At 63.0% G+C, this 15,439-nt stretch carries 25 protein-coding genes; all 25 read left to right on the top strand.

The features are described from left to right. The first annotated feature begins 35 nt into the window (after window positions 1-35). Window positions 36-356: a hypothetical protein gene (locus V2B31_RS13065; protein ID WP_328279191.1), complete on the top strand. Its 321-nt coding sequence runs from the start codon at window positions 36-38 to the stop codon at window positions 354-356. Continuing rightward, complete coding sequence (locus V2B31_RS13060; RefSeq protein WP_328279189.1) at window positions 353-517, top strand: hypothetical protein; 165 nt, start codon at window positions 353-355, stop codon at window positions 515-517. The genes V2B31_RS13065 and V2B31_RS13060 overlap by 4 nt, the downstream gene beginning before the upstream one ends. After that, window positions 514-726 carry a hypothetical protein gene (locus tag V2B31_RS13055; protein ID WP_328279187.1) on the top strand — a complete coding sequence of 71 codons (213 nt, stop codon included), beginning with the start codon at window positions 514-516 and terminating at the stop codon, window positions 724-726. The genes V2B31_RS13060 and V2B31_RS13055 overlap by 4 nt, the downstream gene beginning before the upstream one ends. After that, entirely contained in the window at window positions 726-1,292 is a 567-nt protein-coding gene (locus tag V2B31_RS13050; protein ID WP_328279185.1) for a host-nuclease inhibitor Gam family protein, read from the top strand. The genes V2B31_RS13055 and V2B31_RS13050 overlap by 1 nt, the downstream gene beginning before the upstream one ends. Then, window positions 1,289-1,552, top strand: coding sequence for a hypothetical protein (locus V2B31_RS13045; protein WP_328279183.1), 264 nt, complete (start codon window positions 1,289-1,291; stop codon window positions 1,550-1,552). Before V2B31_RS13050 ends, V2B31_RS13045 begins: the two co-directional genes overlap by 4 nt. A 183-nt stretch (window positions 1,553-1,735) precedes the next feature. Next, window positions 1,736-2,071: a hypothetical protein gene (locus V2B31_RS13040; protein WP_328279181.1), complete on the top strand. Its 336-nt coding sequence runs from the start codon at window positions 1,736-1,738 to the stop codon at window positions 2,069-2,071. After that, entirely contained in the window at window positions 2,068-2,322 is a 255-nt protein-coding gene (locus tag V2B31_RS13035; RefSeq protein ID WP_328279179.1) for a hypothetical protein, read from the top strand. Before V2B31_RS13040 ends, V2B31_RS13035 begins: the two co-directional genes overlap by 4 nt. Beyond that, window positions 2,319-2,516, top strand: coding sequence for a hypothetical protein (locus V2B31_RS13030; RefSeq protein ID WP_328279177.1), 198 nt, complete (start codon window positions 2,319-2,321; stop codon window positions 2,514-2,516). Before V2B31_RS13035 ends, V2B31_RS13030 begins: the two co-directional genes overlap by 4 nt. Beyond that, window positions 2,509-2,772 (top strand): hypothetical protein, encoded by a 264-nt coding sequence (locus V2B31_RS13025; protein ID WP_328279175.1) that lies wholly within the window; start codon window positions 2,509-2,511, stop codon window positions 2,770-2,772. Before V2B31_RS13030 ends, V2B31_RS13025 begins: the two co-directional genes overlap by 8 nt. Next, complete coding sequence (locus V2B31_RS13020; RefSeq protein ID WP_328279173.1) at window positions 2,769-3,041, top strand: hypothetical protein; 273 nt, start codon at window positions 2,769-2,771, stop codon at window positions 3,039-3,041. The genes V2B31_RS13025 and V2B31_RS13020 overlap by 4 nt, the downstream gene beginning before the upstream one ends. Next, window positions 3,038-3,319 (top strand): LexA family protein, encoded by a 282-nt coding sequence (locus V2B31_RS13015; RefSeq protein WP_328279171.1) that lies wholly within the window; start codon window positions 3,038-3,040, stop codon window positions 3,317-3,319. Before V2B31_RS13020 ends, V2B31_RS13015 begins: the two co-directional genes overlap by 4 nt. Next, the gene (locus V2B31_RS13010; protein WP_328279169.1) at window positions 3,312-4,022 is read left to right on the top strand and encodes a regulatory protein GemA; all 711 of its coding nucleotides are present in this window, start codon (window positions 3,312-3,314) and stop codon (window positions 4,020-4,022) included. The genes V2B31_RS13015 and V2B31_RS13010 overlap by 8 nt, the downstream gene beginning before the upstream one ends. Continuing rightward, window positions 4,022-4,501 (top strand): hypothetical protein, encoded by a 480-nt coding sequence (locus tag V2B31_RS13005; protein WP_328279167.1) that lies wholly within the window; start codon window positions 4,022-4,024, stop codon window positions 4,499-4,501. Before V2B31_RS13010 ends, V2B31_RS13005 begins: the two co-directional genes overlap by 1 nt. A 128-nt stretch (window positions 4,502-4,629) precedes the next feature. After that, the gene (locus V2B31_RS13000; RefSeq protein ID WP_328279165.1) at window positions 4,630-4,989 is read left to right on the top strand and encodes a hypothetical protein; all 360 of its coding nucleotides are present in this window, start codon (window positions 4,630-4,632) and stop codon (window positions 4,987-4,989) included. After that, complete coding sequence (locus V2B31_RS12995) at window positions 4,986-5,285, top strand: hypothetical protein (RefSeq protein WP_328279163.1); 300 nt, start codon at window positions 4,986-4,988, stop codon at window positions 5,283-5,285. Before V2B31_RS13000 ends, V2B31_RS12995 begins: the two co-directional genes overlap by 4 nt. Further along, window positions 5,285-5,824, top strand: a complete 540-nt coding sequence (locus tag V2B31_RS12990; protein WP_328279161.1) for a phage protein Gp27 family protein — start codon at window positions 5,285-5,287, stop codon at window positions 5,822-5,824. Before V2B31_RS12995 ends, V2B31_RS12990 begins: the two co-directional genes overlap by 1 nt. Then, window positions 5,824-7,296, top strand: a complete 1,473-nt coding sequence (locus V2B31_RS12985) for a terminase large subunit domain-containing protein (protein WP_328279159.1) — start codon at window positions 5,824-5,826, stop codon at window positions 7,294-7,296. Before V2B31_RS12990 ends, V2B31_RS12985 begins: the two co-directional genes overlap by 1 nt. A gap of 47 nt (window positions 7,297-7,343) precedes the next feature. Then, window positions 7,344-9,368, top strand: coding sequence for a phage portal protein family protein (locus V2B31_RS12980; RefSeq protein WP_328279158.1), 2,025 nt, complete (start codon window positions 7,344-7,346; stop codon window positions 9,366-9,368). Between the two features lie 226 nt (window positions 9,369-9,594). Then, window positions 9,595-9,747 carry a hypothetical protein gene (locus tag V2B31_RS12975; RefSeq protein WP_328279156.1) on the top strand — a complete coding sequence of 51 codons (153 nt, stop codon included), beginning with the start codon at window positions 9,595-9,597 and terminating at the stop codon, window positions 9,745-9,747. After that, window positions 9,744-10,418 carry a DUF2786 domain-containing protein gene (locus V2B31_RS12970; protein ID WP_328279154.1) on the top strand — a complete coding sequence of 225 codons (675 nt, stop codon included), beginning with the start codon at window positions 9,744-9,746 and terminating at the stop codon, window positions 10,416-10,418. The genes V2B31_RS12975 and V2B31_RS12970 overlap by 4 nt, the downstream gene beginning before the upstream one ends. A 30-nt stretch (window positions 10,419-10,448) precedes the next feature. After that, window positions 10,449-11,678, top strand: a complete 1,230-nt coding sequence (locus V2B31_RS12965) for a phage head morphogenesis protein (RefSeq protein ID WP_328279151.1) — start codon at window positions 10,449-10,451, stop codon at window positions 11,676-11,678. A 177-nt stretch (window positions 11,679-11,855) separates the two neighbouring features. Beyond that, the gene (locus V2B31_RS12960) at window positions 11,856-12,122 is read left to right on the top strand and encodes a spike base protein, RCAP_Rcc01079 family (RefSeq protein WP_328279149.1); all 267 of its coding nucleotides are present in this window, start codon (window positions 11,856-11,858) and stop codon (window positions 12,120-12,122) included. Then, on the top strand, window positions 12,122-13,732 hold the full coding sequence (locus V2B31_RS12955) for a hypothetical protein (RefSeq protein WP_328279147.1): 1,611 nt from the start codon (window positions 12,122-12,124) through the stop codon (window positions 13,730-13,732). Before V2B31_RS12960 ends, V2B31_RS12955 begins: the two co-directional genes overlap by 1 nt. 200 nt (window positions 13,733-13,932) lie before the next feature. Beyond that, window positions 13,933-14,760, top strand: a complete 828-nt coding sequence (locus V2B31_RS12950) for a DNA adenine methylase (protein WP_328279267.1) — start codon at window positions 13,933-13,935, stop codon at window positions 14,758-14,760. A 310-nt stretch (window positions 14,761-15,070) separates the two neighbouring features. Further along, on the top strand, window positions 15,071-15,439 hold the full coding sequence (locus tag V2B31_RS12945) for a hypothetical protein (RefSeq protein ID WP_328279145.1): 369 nt from the start codon (window positions 15,071-15,073) through the stop codon (window positions 15,437-15,439).

The raw sequence follows: 15,439 nt of genomic DNA, 5'->3' as shown, positions 1-15,439 counted from the left end.
ACATAGAACGCGCGGTAGCGGCTTGGGGCGACCAGATGCCCGCATGGGTGCGCCTGCTGGCCAGCGCTTGCGACACCGACAATCAGCGCGTGGTCGGCGAGCGGCTGGGCAAGTCCAGCGGCTACATCAGCCGCCTCATCAACCAAAACTATGCCGGGAGCTATGCCGAGGCCGAACGCCTCGTCAGGGCGGCCTATGGCGGCGAGGATGTGAATTGCCCGCTGTTCGGGCCGATCCCGCTGGCGAGCTGCCTGCGTGCCCGGCGTCGCAAGGGACCGCCCCGCAACCAGCTCCATCATCAATATGCGGCGGCCTGCCCGACCTGTTCCAACAATAACGATGGAGACCCTTCATGATGTCTCGCCTGATCCATCTGGCGCAGATCGGTCGCAGCCTGCTGTCTGACCGCCATGTCGAACTCGGCGCCGTCGAATTCCGCATCGCGCTGGCGCAGGCGATCTTCGTCGGCGCGCCGATCATCTTGGTGGGCATCATCATCATGGCGGCGCTGCCATGAAGGACGCGCCCCACACCGACTATCGCGCGCTGCCCTCCGAACGGGGGCACGTCATCCTCTACCGTCCGGCCGAGACCAATTGCTGCCCAGGCTGCGGCGGCAGTCACTGGCTGGTCGGGCGGACCATGGCCGAGTGCGCCCGGTGCGCAACGGCGATCCCGCTCATGTCTCCCTTCATTCCCAGCATCACGACGGAAGGACAATATTGATGGCCACCTCCAGGCGCAAAGCGCCCAAGCAAGAAGCACCGCAGACGATCGAACAGGCCGTCGACTTGATCGCCGAATATCGTGACCTGCTCGACAAGAGCGACGAACTGAAGCTCGACAGCGCATCCTCCATCGCTAAGATCGAGGCGGCACGGGACGAGTTCGTTGCGCCGCTCGAGCAGCGGGCGAAGGACATTTTCCGCCAGCTCCGCGCTTGGTGGGCCGTCGCCGCGCCGTCCCTCACCGAGGGGAAGCGCAAGTCCGTAACGCTCGCCGGCTGCAAGATCGGGGAGCGCACGTCGACCCCGGCGCTCAAGCATGACGGCATCAAGGCGGAAACACTGATCGACGAACTGGCAGCGCTCGGCCTCTCCGAGCTGCTGCGCATCTCCACCAAGCTCGACAAGCAGGCATGCATCGCAGCCATCATCGACAATGACGAGCTGGGCCAGCTCCTCTTGTGGCTCGGCGCGCGCAACCATCAGGCAGACGAATTCTTCATTGACCGCGCTGAACGGAAAGAGGCGCCGACGCTGCCAGTCGAGATCGAGGAGGCAGCGGCATGACGCCTGTAATGCTCGCTCGCCTTCAGTCCGCGTCAGACTATGTCTTGGCGGAACTGGGCAGCAAGACCCCCGCCGCCGACATCATCGCCGGCCTCGTTGCGAACCACCGCGCCTTCTATCGGCGCGGCGACCCGAACATTCTTCGCGTCGCCGGTGTAACGGCCAGTTGCTCCTGGTCGGCGGATACCGGCCTGCTCGACCGCTGGAAGGGCAACGCGACCGTCAGGATCGCCACGGAGAATGCTCATGCCCGCGCTTAACCGCTGCTCCTGCGGTCGCGTGCCGCATATCCGTGTCCGATCGACGCGGGATGACACGGTCGTCACCGCCGTCGTCTGCCCCAGCCTTTCCTGTGAGGCTGAAGGCCCGTGGGTCGAAGATGAGGAGCGGAACGACGAAGCCGCCGCCGCCCAATGGAACCGCCATGGCGGGAGGAAAGCGGCATGACGATCTTCGACGAAATCCGCGCCTATCTGAAGAAGACGGGCATCACGCAAGCGGAACTGGGCCGTGCCATCACGCGCGACCGGGGGTTCATCACCAAGCTGGTGAACGAACAGCTCCTCCTTACGCCCGAGCGCGAGGCGATGATCCGCAAGTTCATCTTCGACAACCCGGATTACTGCCCCGCGCCCACCCCCGTCATTCGCTACGATCCTAGCGGCTCGGGCATCGGCGTGGCGGGCAACCCTGATCTGTGGATGAAGGATGCGGCGATCGGGTCGGCCATGCTCCTGAAGGCACTGCGCCGCTATTATGCCGCGAGGGCGGCTGCATGAGCTTCTACTATGACGCGCCGACCGGGACCATCCTCGATACAGAGGATATGGGCCTGATTGCCGAACTGGCAGAAACCGTGTCCGTCGAGGACGGCATGGCCATGGCGGCCGCGACCGATCTGTATGATGCGCTGTCGGCCATCATCTACGCCAGCATTATCGGCGAACTGCTGCTTCCTGAAGCATTGTTCGTAGCCGGCCATGATGCCCTGCTGAAAGCCTCGCCTCCGCAGGAAGGCGGGCCGCGATGATCCGCGTCTACATCATCGCGGCCGAAAGCCCGCAGCGGCTCAGCTTCGCTCTGGACCGCAAGCCCGGTGGACGCACCCGTCCGGTCGAAGCGCTGCAGGAGGTGGTCGACATTCGCGACCTCGCCGATCCAGCCCGAATGCGCGCGCTCGCCATCGAATTCCATAACCACTTCAAGGAGAAGAAGGGTGGATAAGCAAATGCATCCGGTGAAGGCGCGCGGCGTCGACATGCCAGTCGAGCGCGCCGTAAGCCCGGCGGGGCGAACTGGCATCGCCTTCGGAAATGTGAATGGCTCGATCGTGGTGTCGCTGGTGAAGGACGGCGAAGGCATGTCGGTCCTGCTTAGCGGCATGATGATCGACGCCGTCGCCGGCCTGTTCGCGCAGGCCGTGGAGCAAGCGAACGAAGCCATGGCTCCGCTTTCGCCGTCCATTGGGACGCTCCAATGACAGACGGCATATTCATCCACTTCGACCGCGACCAGGGGAAGGTGAAATCCTTTTCCACCGTCTCTGGTGCAAAAGCGACGAAGCTGACGATCGTGCTGGAGTTGACTGACTCCTACGCGCTCAGCCGCGTGCTGCAAGAGCTGCACGAGGCCCAGCATCCGCCGCCACCGCCGACGACGCCGCCGCATAAGGCCCGCTCAACGCCGCTGTCGCGCGCGGCGCTGCCCGCGCCTCATCTCGGCCTTCCATACTACGGAGACGATGCATGACCCCCGAAATGCGCCGGACGCTCACTCACATCCAAGCCTATCACGGTCAGCATGGGGTGGCGCCGACAATCCGCGAGCTGACCGCGTTGGAAGGGCTATCCTCGACGGGCGGCGTCCACCGCCGCGTGCAGGCGTTGATCGAGCGCGGCTATCTGGTGAAGCTGCCGGGCCGCGACCGCTCCTTCGCGCCCGCCTCGGTCATGCCTGATCTCTCGGCGGTCACCGACGATCAGCTGCGCGCCGAACTGGCCAAGCGGGAGGCCGGCGACCATGACTGAAGCACGCCGCACCCATATCCAGTTCGGTAGCCGTCGGCAGGGGAAGACGGAGGAAGGCCGCAAGCGCCTTATCATCGCGATCCGGGCCGCTTGCAAGCGGCAGGCGATCGACGACGATATGCGCAAGGCCATTCAGGAGGATCTGATCGGCAAGGCGAGCATGTCCGACATGACCATCGCCGAGTTGGGCCGCCTGCTCGACCATTTCAACAAAGGCTGGAAGGGGCCGATGGGCCATCGTGCCCATATTGGAAAAATCAAGGCGCTATGGTGGTCGCTCTACTGGTTGGGCGCGATCGAAGAACCAGGCGACCGGGCCATATCGGCGTTCGTCGAGCGGCAAGCCCACGTCTCCGCCCTCAAATTCCTCGACCATCGCAAGGCCGCAAGCGTGATCGAAGCACTTAAGAGCTGGCTGGAGCGGGTGGGCGTGCAGTGGCCGGCACAGGAACAGACGGTCCGGATCGTCCAGGCTACGCCGGACTACACTGATCTGCATGCGGAACGCCACGCGGTATTGACTGCGATCGGAGACGCTTTGCGCGCGGGAGGCGCTCTTCACGGGCACCACGTCTATTACCTCCAGACCGCGCTGGGCCTCGTCGCGAACCACCATATGTGGTCGACCGCCGAATTGGACACCGCCATCCGCCTGCTCGGACGCAAGCTGCGGCGTTTGAAGGGCAAGGAGGTGCGTGACTGATGGCGCGCCCGCTGAACACCCGGCCCGACGAGTTGCCGATACCGCAGGATGCCAAGCCCCACCGGAGCTGGCCGGCGCTGATGCTCGACATGGCTGCGCATATCGGCGCCTATGACACGCTGCGGCTCGTCGATGCGTTTGCCGGCCAATATGTCTACGTGCCGCTCGATGCGTCGCGCAGCCCCTTCGCAGAAGTCCTCGGCCGTGACCAGGCCGCCGTCCTGTCGCGGATATATGGGCGTGAGAAATTGCAGATACCCGCCGGCCGCAGCGCTCTGGCGCGCGCCCGCCGGGCGGGTGTCGTCGCCCTGGTCCGTGCCAAGCGCCTGACCGTCAGTGAAGGCGCAGCCTGGTTACGCATGCCGGTGCGTCACCTCTCCACCTTGATTAACCACACGGACGAAGGCACAGATGCCGAACCGCTGCTTGATCTACAGCGGCCGCGCGATGCGCGCCAGATCGAGATGTTCGACCAGTAAATCACGACTGTTTCCATCTGCGGAAACCAGTCCGGCGCCCCGCCCTCGACTAGTTTGATCCGGCTTTTCAACGCCGTTTCAACTCGGGGGTTTCGTGTCCCAATCTTATTGCCAGCGGAGGCCCTGACATGCCGGGCTGGTTCCGCGTCGTTCTCGACCTCTGGCCGATCGCGTCCACCATCACGCCGGTCATTCTGCTCGCCGGCTTCCTCTGGCTGCGCCAGAAATTTCCGTCGAAGGAGGATTTCGACGCGCTCTCGATCAAGGTCGACAAGATCGATGTGGATCAGGTCGCCTGCAAGGTCGCCATTCAGGCCCTCAAGGAAGAACGGGACGATCCACCCACGCGCATCGAGTTGCTGGAAGGCGTTGCCAAGCTCGCTGAGAGGCTGAGCGCGGTCGAGGCGCGCAGCGAAGGCATCGCCGATCAGCTCGACACCGCCAACGACTATCTTCAGCTCCTTATCGAGCGGAGCGTCCGGCGATGATCCCCGCCGCGATCCTGCCGCTCATCCGGCGCGCCATCCTCGACCTTGTCAACGACGTGGGCGGCGAGGAGAATGACGACGTCCTGACCATCATGCTCACCGGCCTCGGGCACCGCTTCCCGCGTCCGGCCGTGACCGAACAGATGCGCTGGCTCGCCGAGCATGAGATGCGCCTGCTCGAAATCACCGAGTTCGGCCCCTACACCGTCGCCGCAATCCTGCCCAACGGTATCGAAGTCGCAGAGGGCCGCCTCAAGCTGGACGGCATCTGGCGCCACAAGACTGGCAAGCGCTGATGGGGCGCAAATCGTCCATCAAGAGCCTGCCGCCGCAGGTGCAAGCCGCTGTCGTCCAGGCGCTCGACGGCGGAGCGACGATTGACGACATCGTCGAAAGGCTCGCCGCGCTTGGTCACGATCGTTCCCGCTCCGCCGTCGGCCGCTATGCCAAGCAATATGGCGAACTGGCGAAGCGTCAGCGTGACATGCGCGTGGTCGCCGAAGCCTTCGCGTCAGAATTCGGCAGCACCGACAATGCTGAGGGCAAGCTCATGGTGCAGATGCTGACCAGCATCGGTGCACGCATGATCCTGCCCATGGCGGCGGAGGAAGAGCCGGAGATCGACGCCAAGGAATTTCACTTCCTGGCTAAGGCCACGAAGGAATTGCTGTCTTCCGCCAAGCTGGACGCGGAGCGAGACGCTCGTGTTCGCGAGGAGGCGAAGAAGGAAGCCAAGGAGGAGATGCGTCGGCAACTGGATGCGGCCGGGAACGAAGGTCGTATCGATCCGGCCGCCCTGGCGGAGGCGCGGCGCTATCTCGGCTTCGCCGAATAATGGCTGATCTGGCGTTTGGAGACGAGCTGCATAGGCTTATCCACTTCCATCCCTATCAACGGGCATGGTTGGCGGACAAGTCGCGCTTCAAAGCCGGCATGTTCTCGCGCCAGACGGGCAAGACCTTCACCAGTTGCGCCGAGCTGGTCGACGACTGCGTGGAAGCCGAACTGACGGGCAAGCGCACCCGCTGGGTCATCCTGTCGCGCGGCGAGCGGCAGGCGATGGAGGCGATGACCGAAAACGTCAAGCCGATGACCAAGGCGTTCTGGACGCTCTACAACGGGCTGAAGGGCGTAGCGCCCGATGTCTTCCAGGGCGACTGGCGATCCGAAGAGACAGGCGCCACTTATCGAACCTTCGAAGTCGAGTTTCCCGGCGGATCGCGCATCACCGCACTGCCCGCAAATCCCGATACAGCGCGTGGCTTCTCCGCCAATGCGCTGCTCGACGAATTCGCCTTCCATAAAGACAGCAAGGCCATTTGGGGCGCCCTTTTTCCAGTCATCTCCAAGGGGTGGAAGCTGCGCGTCATTTCGACGCCGAACGGCAAGAGCAACAAATTCTACGAGATCATGACGGCGAACCCTTCGATCTGGTCGCGCCACATGGTCGACATCTATCAGGCCGTCGCCGCCGGCCTCGACCGCAACATCGACGAATTGCGCGCCGGCATGAGCGACGCGGACCTATGGGCGCAGGAATTCGAGCTGAAGTGGCTGGACGAGGCCACGGCATGGCTCGATTTCGACCTCATAAACAAGGCCGAAACCCCCGGTTACGGCCGTCTTCGCGTCATAGAATACACCGATGGCGTAAAGACCAGGGACGACATCACCGGCGAGCCGATCGGGCAGACCAACGCCGAAGTCTTCATCGGCATGGACATAGCCCGGAAGAAGGACCTTACCTGCATCTGGGTCGCGGAAAAGCTAGGCGACACCCTCTATCCGCGCGAAATCATCACCATGCGGCGCGCACCATTTCAGGCGCAAATGCAGATGCTGGTGGATGTGGTGCAACGCGATCGGGCGTCCCGCGCCTCGATCGACGAAACGGGCATGGGTTTGCCCTTCGTCGAACAGGCCAAGGGTTTGCTGGGCAAGTTCCGCATCGAAGGCGTCACCTTCACGCTCCCCACCAAGTTCGCCCTGGCCACTATGCTTAAGGATCGGATGGAGGACCGCAAGTTCCGCATCCCGGCCGGCGACATCTACCTGCGCGACGATCTGCATTCGATCACCAAGGCCGTTACATCGACCGGCGCGGTGCGTCTCGTCCATGACGGCGAGAGCGACGGGCATGGTGACCGCTTCTGGGCGGCAGCTCTTTGCGTCAACGCGGCTGGCGAATTTGCCGGGCCGATCGAAGTCCAGCCGCTCCACCAACTGCGCAGCGGCGCCGATGAAACCATGATCACCACCACCGGCTTCGGCACCGTCCGGCGCCGCCCCAGCGGACTATATTTCTGATGGCTCAGCGACCCGCTCCCTACCGCTCGCGCGTCCGATCGACGTCGTTGACGACCCCTTCGGCCGAGTTGCTGACAGAGATCGCGACCACCCGCGACGGCCGCGACATCACCCAGCCATGGGTGCGTGGCTTGCGCGAGGCGAAGGACCCCAAACTCTCTACGGCTGTCGATTGGGGCGCCTATGACGTCGTCTTCAATGACGATCAGGTCAAGTCGACGATGCAGCAGCGCATCGGCGCCGTGGTCGCGCGCGACTGGAATGTCCTTGCCGGCGATGATGAAGACCCGCGTGCAGCCAAGGCGGCCGAGGCGTTCGATCGGACCATGAAGCGCCTGCCCTGGGATCGCATCACCGACAAGATGTTGATGGCCACCTTCAACGGCTACAGCGTCGGCGAACTGATGTGGGGCTATCGGGACGGATTGCTCGACCTTGTCGGCTTGAAGGTCCGCCATGCCCGACGCTTCCGCTACGATGACCAAGATCGGCTGCGGATGCTGACGCCGGGCAACATGCAGGGCGAAATCCTGCCGGAGCGCAAATTCTGGGTCCATTCCGTCGGCGCGGCGGACGACGACCAGCCATATGGTCAGGGACTTGCACACTGGCTCTACTGGCCGACCTTGTTCAAACGTAACGGCATCCGCTTCTGGAACATCTTCCTCGACAAGTTTGGAACACCGACCGCCATCGGCAAATATCCGCGCGGCGCATCGCGAGAAGAACAGACGAAGCTGCTGGCTGCACTGCAGGCCATCGCGACTGACAGCGGCTTCATCGTTCCCGAAGATGTCGCGGTCGATCTGCTGACGGCGGCCACCTCCGGCACCACCGACTTTCACACCCTCTGCCTCTACATGGACGCAGCGATCAGCAAGATCGTGCTGTCGCAGACGATGACCACCGACAATGGCTCATCGCGCGCCCAGGGCGAAGTCCATGCGGACGTTAAATTGGAGGTGGTCAAGTCGGACGCTGACCAGCTGACTGACAGCTTCACCGCCCAGGCCGCCCGCTGGTGGACCGACTTCAATTTCGGGCCGGACGTCGCCGCGCCAATCGTCCGCCGCATCGTCGAGGAACCGCAAGATACCAAGGCGCAGGCCGAAACCGACCAGACGCTTTCCGGCCTGGGGTGGGTTCGCACGAAGGACAGCTTCGAGGACACCTATGGAGAAGGCTTTGTTCGCCACGATGATCCTGAGGCGCCCTCCGCGCCTCCCTCCAAACAGCAGCAGCCCGACCGACGCGGCCATAATGGCGGGCCGCCGCTCGATTTGGTGGCCGAAGACGCGGCAGCGAAGGCGGTGAGCTTCGCGGCCGACGATCCACGTCCGCTCTATGTCTATCGGCAATTGCTCAACGCTGGCGAACTGCTCGATTGGGCGCTGGAACAGGGTTTCAAAGCTACGCTCCCGGCCGAGGAACTGCATGTCACCGTCATCTACTCCAAGCGGCCCGTAAACTGGTTTGCCATGGGCCATTTTGGCTCCAGTGGCGAAGTCGTCGTCGGACCCGGCGGGCCACGCCTGGTCGAGCGCCTGGGCGGCGGCAGCGCCGTTGCACTGCTCTTTCAATCGCCCGACCTCCAATGGCGTCATCGGGAGATGGCGGAGGCCGGCGCTAGCTGGGACTGGCCGTCCTACCTGCCGCACGTCACCCTGACCTACGATCCGGGCGACCTCGATATCGCGAAGGTCGCACCCTATCAGGGTCGCCTTGTGTTCGGGCCGGAGCGGTTCGAAACCATCCAGCCTGACTGGCAGGAGCAGCTTACGGAGCGCCCTACCGTCACCAGCTTCGCCGAGATGGACGACGACGGTCACGACGACGCCGATAGCATCGTCGACAGGATGATTGCCGAAGACGGATACCGCGTCGCAACGGCGATGACGGGAACCATAATCGAACGCCTCCTCGCCGCTGACAGCGAGACTGAGGCGCGAGCTATTCTCGCCGATGCCTTGGGCGCGATGGACGATGCTCCGCTGATCCAGGCGATCGAACGGGCTGGCTTTGCAGTGCAGCTCGGCTCTGCCTCTCAGGCTCCCACCGAGGTGACGGCATGACATGGCGTCCCAACACGGGCGTCGCACCCGTCTTCTACCCGCAATCTCCCGATCAGCCGTGCCCCGCACATCTCATTCCGGCTTCGGAAGCGGCAGGCGCCCGTGTGCGAGTGCGCCTGCGCTGCGGCACCGAGGCTTCGTGCAGCTGGCCAGTGATGGGCAAGCCGTTGCCGACGCGCTGGACGCTGATTGGTCACGATTTCGATATCCTCGAATGGAGGCGGACGTGATCGATATCTTCCGCCGTTTGCTCGACGCCGCAGCCGTCGAAATAACCCCTGATTTCGTCCGCCAACCGGCTTCCATGGGCGACGAATGCCAATGCCCGGATTGCGCGCGGGATGACCGCGCGTTGACATCCCCGGTGAGGCGCCAATGAGCCGCGCAACGGAAGCCCTGCTCGCGAAGATAAAGAAATGTCTAGCGCTGGCGAGAAGCGGCAACGAGCATGAAGCCGCAGCCGCTCTCGCCAAGGCCCGCGCCTTGATGGACGAGTATGGCATTACGCTCGACGACATTGCCTTGGCGGAACTGGGCGAAGCATCCGCCAAGGGGTCGATGACCCAGCGACCACCTACTTGGGAGGCACTCCTTTGCAGGACAGTTCGGCACGCCGTGGGTTGCAAAGTGATCATCGCTGCCGATCTTCAACGCATTTACATCGGACCGCGACCTGCCCCGGAGATTGCAAGCTACGCATTTGCGGTCCTGTTCCGGCGCCTGAAAGGAGCTAGGCAGGACTATATCCGCACCACCCTCAAGCGCTGCAGGCCGGCCCGGAAGCGCCAGCGAGCGGATGTGTTCTGCGAGGCATGGGCTTACGCGGTCTACAGCAAGATCAAGGCGCTAATGCCTCCGGTCGATCAGCATGAGAAGATCGACCAATACATCGCACGGCGCTTCGCCAGCTTGTCCGAAGTGAGCAGTCGAGCTCCGTCGACCAAACGAGGGCGGCTGGAGAATGATTACTGGCGAGGCCACCACGCCGGGCGCGCCGTCGATCTAGCCATCAGCATGGGAACAGGGGCGCAGCCCCTGCGGATCGCGTGACGCGCGCCCTACATAATGTGGAGACCCCGAATGGCTGACGCCCTCGGTTATTCCATCTTCCTGAAACCGGACGATGTCGTTCGTGCCTTCGAGGCGCGCGGGACGCTGCAGCCAACCGTCGCCTGGTCGGAGATGATGCATGGAAATCATGCAGTCGCCTTTACGGTGGCCAAGATCGCCAAGCTCGATCTCCTGCGCGCGCTGCAGACGTCGATCGGCGGCACCATCCGCGACGGCGGCACATTCGAGGAGTGGAAATCGGGCATCATGCCCGAACTGCGCAAGGCCGGCTGGTGGGGCGCCGTTTCCAATCGTGAGCTGACCGGCACCGACGACACCATCATCGTCAACACCCGCCGCCTCAAGACCATCTACGGCACCAACGTCCGCATGAGCATGGCGGCAGGCCATTGGACCCGCATTCAGCGGCAAAAGGACGTCTACCCCTACCTCCGCTACCTGCCTTCGACGTCGGAGCATAAGCGCCCTCTCCATAAGACTTGGTATGGCATTTTGCTGCCGGTTGATCATCCGTTTTGGCAGACGCATTTCCCGCCCAACGGATGGGGCTGCAAATGCCATTTCGAGCAGGTTTCCGAGCGCAAGATGAAGCGCATGGGCTGGACCGTCACACCGGACGATAAGCTGCCGCAAGGGGCGCGCCAGTTCGTGCCGGCCAGCGGCGAACCGATCATGGTGCCGGACGGCATCGATCCCGGCTTCAGCTACAATCCCGGCACGGCGCATCTTCGCGCCATCACCGCCAAAACAGTGGCATCTCTCCGTGACGCGGTGGACGCCGGCCTTGACGCGGAGGCCGACCGGACGTTGCGCGACATCGTCGCCGATGCGGCATTCGACCAATTCCTTGCCGCGCCGCATGGCGCCTTTCCTGTCGCCATACTCGACCCCGCTCAGCAGGCGGCGATGCAGGCCCGGAGCCGGGTCATCGTAATGCCTGCAGGCGTCTACAGGAAGCAGCGCGGCGATGCGCCGGAAATCTCACGCGGTCATCCCGAACTGACCACCGACGACTATCGCCTACTGCCCGACATCATGGCGCGGGCGCTGGTGGTCGCGCAGCAGGGCAACAGCAAGCTCATCTTCTTCGCCGATGCGGCCGGCAACATCTGGAAAGCCGTGGTCCGTCAGGATACCGGCGATGAACTGCCGGTGCTGGTCAGCTTTCATCGCAGCCGCCCACGCAACATCGCGGCCGAGACGCGCAACCTGACCATCCTCGTGGATAGACGCCAATGATGGGGAAGAGTGCGATGCGCGGCAGGGACTTCCTGTCCCCTGCTAAGCGTTCGACGGCCTTAGCCTCGCGCTACGGAGGGAAGAGTTCACCGCGTCGCGCGCATCGCCCGCCCTAGTTAGCGCACCAGCCCCTAATTTTCAATTCTCCCCTCTTCCTCTCAGCAGCAGGAGTATGACGTGAAAGACCCATTCCACTACGAAGGCGACAAACGCTGGTCCCCGGCGAGTCGCTGTTTCGTCATCGCCCCCAACGATGCCGCCGAACTTCCTTTTGTCACCAAGGGCATTCGTGCGGACGGGGACGGAGTGATCAAGTTCCGGCCGGTCGGGCAAGAAGACGACGTCTCGCACCCGGTTTTGGCCGGCGAGATTATCCCCGTCCGTGCTACCCATGTCCGTGCCACCGGCACGAGCGGCCAAACCACCATTATTGGATACGCTTAATGATCGGGTTCGGCTTCCAACATGGTAGCCGCCGCGCGCGGCTAGGCGGCGCGAGCCCCCCGTCCGCCGCGCCGGGATTGGCCGCCACAGCCTACCCGGTCGTCCCGACAATTCACTATCACCCCCACAGCCAAGCCGCCACGCTGGACGGGTCCAATCGCGTCACCGCATGCCCCGATCTTGCCGGCCTCGCGGCTTTGTCGGGCATCAGCTTCGCTGGAGCCACGATCGGCCCTGTCCAAATGACAGACGCGCTGGGGCGCAAATTCTGGCGCTTTCGCGGCGCCGATGCGCTGCTCGTCTCCAATGCGCTGAATGCCCTGTCGGCACGAGCCGTCGCCTGCTTCATGGTGGCGCGCATTCATCTTGGAAAGAACAGCGTCAATCTCTTCTCGCCGCGTTATTCGGCCTACACCGATGATGCGACCAACACCAATTATAGCGGGGGCTCCACGGTTCGAACCGTCGTCGCCAGCAACAGCGCGCCATGGCTTTATGGTGCCGGGATCGGGGCTTTTACCGACGTCGTCAATGGCTACAAAGCCATCCCCGGCGCGCAGCTTCAAGTGATCGGCGTCGCATCGCGCACCACCGCCAATGGCGGCCAGCGCCTCTACGTCAACGCTGACGCCGCCAGCGTGGCGCAATCGGGCGTCACCTCGACAGGGTGCGTTGGCGGTGTCATTGGCGCCGTCCCGGCTGCATCCAACGGATTGACGCTGGGTTCACAGGCCCAAAGCTCGGCGGGTGGCTTCTTCGATCTTTACGAATTCACCCTTTGGTCCGCGTCCCTCACGAATGCGCAGGCTGACGCGATCGCGGCCGCCATGGTCGCCAACTATGCCATTCCCGCCATCGACGGCCAGCTCATCCTGACTGGCGACAGCATCACGAACGCTGTCCCCACCGCACTGCCGACCGACCCGATGAGCGGCGGCAATATCGCGATGCTCATGACCGATCCCGGCGGGCTGCAAGTCCCTGCCAGCCTCCGGGTGATCAACCTGGGCGAGAGCGGCAACCAGGTTTCCAACTTGGTCGCCAAGCGCGATGCTGCCAACACGATGTTCAACGCGCTCTACCCGGGCGGGCCGGACAAGAACATCGTCGCGTGTCAAATCGGTCGCAATGACGTCGCCGAGACAAATGGCAAGCTAAATTCCACCCAATATTATTCGGCCCTGACAGCGCTCTACAACAGCGGCTCCACTGGCTATCTGCAGCGCGGCTGGAAAGTCGTCCACGTGGCAAATATCGCCGGACCTGATACCGCCGTCACAACGAATGTCATCGGTGCCGAGAACACGATCCAGAAGCGGCTTGAAGCGATCCGCCTGCTGGTGGCGGACCCTGCCAATCACCTACCTAATCCGACGTTCCTAGCTGACTGCTTGGCGGGACCCGGTCAGACCTATGACGGGCGGCTGAGCGTGCTCCACCTATACGACGTGACGGCGGGTGGCGACTCAAAGTTCAAAACGTCCACCGACGCTCAGGACAACGCCTCCGGCTATTATGACGTTGACCAGACGCACCTTCGGCTTGCGGGTCAGCGGCTGATGCTGAGCGGCGGAGACACGCCCAACTTCGGCTACGGGGCAATTGTGTGATGCCCAAAACCGCCGAGCGTCATACGTATCAGACATTCGCCGCCGTTGGGCGGGGGATGGGGCGCGTCAACGCCCCAAGCCGACGGATATGACCCGTCACGACCCGGCTGGCCAAAGCCGGAACCATCCCGCCATCCAACGCTGGACGGCGTGATCAAATAGAGAACAACGTGATAGAGTCGAGTCCATTTTCAGGCATTATGCAAACAGCTTGCAAGGGAGTTGCAGGAACGCTGCTGCCAGTCAGCCCTGTTCAACCCGCAGCACCCTACATCGGCGGCAAGCGCAATCTCGCGAAGCGGATCATCAGCCGCATCAACGCTACGGCCCATGCCACCTACGCCGAGGTTTTTGTGGGCATGGGAGGTATCTTCCTGCGACGCGACATGCGCCCGCGGTCGGAGGTTATCAACGACTGGTCCGAGGACGTCTCCACGTTCTTCCGCGTCTTGCAGCACCACTATGTGGCATTCCTTGACATGATCCGCTTTCAAATCGCCTCTCGCGCGAATTTCGAGAAGCTGTTGGCGCAGGAGCCCCGTTCACTGACGGACATGCAGCGCGCCGCGCGCTTCTTGTATCTACAGCGTATGGCCTTTGGGGGCATAGTCCAGCGCCGCTCTTTCGGCGTAGCGCCATCCCGGCCGAGTCGCTTTGATGTGACGAAGCTCCAACCTATGCTCGAGGCGATCCATGAGCGTCTCTCAGCGGTCACGATCGAGCGACTGCGCTGGCAGGACTTCCTGCGGCGCTACGATCGCGCGGAAACGCTGTTCTATCTAGACCCGCCCTACTTCGATTGCGAGGGCGACTACGGAGCGGGAATGTTCGGTCAGGAGGAATTCGCCGAAATGGCCTCCTTGTTGGGGATGCTGAAAGGCCGCTTCATTCTCAGCCTTAACGACCACCCAACCGTCCGCGATATATTCAGGGGGTTCGCGATCGAGGAGGTGGAAACGACCTATCAGGTAAGCGGCATCGGGCGCGCCCAGCGCGCGCGCGAGCTCATCATCTCCAAGCTGGTGTGATGCTCTCTTCGCTTCCCGCTTTCATTTCCCACTTCGGTCTCCGCCAACGGAACCGCGACGGCGCCAAACGCCCCGTAAAGCCGTGGGAAATGGAGGGTGGGGAGCGATCGGTGCAACAAGTGGAAAGCTCTCACGGATTTGCCCCGATTTTCTCGGTTCACAACCTCGCCATTGATGCCAATGCAACGTAAAGTGCCACAAATTTCCCACTTGCAGTCCCGAAGACGAAAAACCCGCGAAAAGCCCATTTTTCCGGGCATCTCATCCCGATACGTCCCCAAAAACCCCCGCAATATCCCGCATCGGTGAAGTGGGTAATAAATGGCGCGGCACAGCCACGAACCTCATCCGAAATCAACCGATAGGAAATCGCCGGGGCGATCCGCTGCCCCGCCTGCTCGATCAGATGCTGGCGCGCGCGGGCGAACCCACGGTGATCGAGCGGGCGACCAGCCGCCCCTGGGCCAGCGCGCTGTTCGAGGGGCGGCGCCATATTATCCGCCTCCGCTTCAGCGGCACGGACTATCTGGCCCGCTGCGACGCTTTCCTTGCCGATATCGACACGGCGGAATGGCGTCTCGGCGGTCATTTCCTGGCCGATATCAGCATCGACGATGGCGACGCCGACGCGACAAGCCTGTGGGTCGAACTGTCGGCGCTCACCATTCAGGACTGGTGA

Origin of the sequence: Sphingobium sp. (assembly GCF_036170395.1) — a bacterium.
Classification (GTDB): Bacteria; Pseudomonadota; Alphaproteobacteria; order Sphingomonadales; family Sphingomonadaceae; genus Sphingobium.
Note: the sequence above shows the minus strand (reverse complement) of the source record. Positions and strands in the feature narration are given on the sequence as shown.

Bases quoted from the DNA above. Each gene is read 5' to 3' on its own strand.
- V2B31_RS12955 (WP_328279147.1), top strand. From the start codon at position 12,122: ATGATCGGGTTCGGCTTCCAACATGGTAGCCGCCGCGCGCGGCTAGGC.
- V2B31_RS13000 (WP_328279165.1), top strand. From the start codon at position 4,630: ATGCCGGGCTGGTTCCGCGTCGTTCTCGACCTCTGGCCGATCGCGTCC.
- V2B31_RS12965 (WP_328279151.1), top strand. From the start codon at position 10,449: ATGGCTGACGCCCTCGGTTATTCCATCTTCCTGAAACCGGACGATGTC.
- V2B31_RS13045 (WP_328279183.1), top strand. From the start codon at position 1,289: ATGACGCCTGTAATGCTCGCTCGCCTTCAGTCCGCGTCAGACTATGTC.
- V2B31_RS12990 (WP_328279161.1), top strand. From the start codon at position 5,285: ATGGGGCGCAAATCGTCCATCAAGAGCCTGCCGCCGCAGGTGCAAGCC.
- V2B31_RS13065 (WP_328279191.1), top strand. From the start codon at position 36: ATGCCCGCATGGGTGCGCCTGCTGGCCAGCGCTTGCGACACCGACAAT.
- V2B31_RS13010 (WP_328279169.1), top strand. From the start codon at position 3,312: ATGACTGAAGCACGCCGCACCCATATCCAGTTCGGTAGCCGTCGGCAG.
- V2B31_RS13020 (WP_328279173.1), top strand. From the start codon at position 2,769: ATGACAGACGGCATATTCATCCACTTCGACCGCGACCAGGGGAAGGTG.
- V2B31_RS13055 (WP_328279187.1), top strand. From the start codon at position 514: ATGAAGGACGCGCCCCACACCGACTATCGCGCGCTGCCCTCCGAACGG.
- V2B31_RS13030 (WP_328279177.1), top strand. From the start codon at position 2,319: ATGATCCGCGTCTACATCATCGCGGCCGAAAGCCCGCAGCGGCTCAGC.
- V2B31_RS12995 (WP_328279163.1), top strand. From the start codon at position 4,986: ATGATCCCCGCCGCGATCCTGCCGCTCATCCGGCGCGCCATCCTCGAC.
- V2B31_RS13035 (WP_328279179.1), top strand. From the start codon at position 2,068: ATGAGCTTCTACTATGACGCGCCGACCGGGACCATCCTCGATACAGAG.
- V2B31_RS12950 (WP_328279267.1), top strand. From the start codon at position 13,933: ATGCAAACAGCTTGCAAGGGAGTTGCAGGAACGCTGCTGCCAGTCAGC.
- V2B31_RS13040 (WP_328279181.1), top strand. From the start codon at position 1,736: ATGACGATCTTCGACGAAATCCGCGCCTATCTGAAGAAGACGGGCATC.
- V2B31_RS13060 (WP_328279189.1), top strand. From the start codon at position 353: ATGATGTCTCGCCTGATCCATCTGGCGCAGATCGGTCGCAGCCTGCTG.
- V2B31_RS12985 (WP_328279159.1), top strand. From the start codon at position 5,824: ATGGCTGATCTGGCGTTTGGAGACGAGCTGCATAGGCTTATCCACTTC.
- V2B31_RS12970 (WP_328279154.1), top strand. From the start codon at position 9,744: ATGAGCCGCGCAACGGAAGCCCTGCTCGCGAAGATAAAGAAATGTCTA.
- V2B31_RS13050 (WP_328279185.1), top strand. From the start codon at position 726: ATGGCCACCTCCAGGCGCAAAGCGCCCAAGCAAGAAGCACCGCAGACG.
- V2B31_RS13005 (WP_328279167.1), top strand. From the start codon at position 4,022: ATGGCGCGCCCGCTGAACACCCGGCCCGACGAGTTGCCGATACCGCAG.
- V2B31_RS13015 (WP_328279171.1), top strand. From the start codon at position 3,038: ATGACCCCCGAAATGCGCCGGACGCTCACTCACATCCAAGCCTATCAC.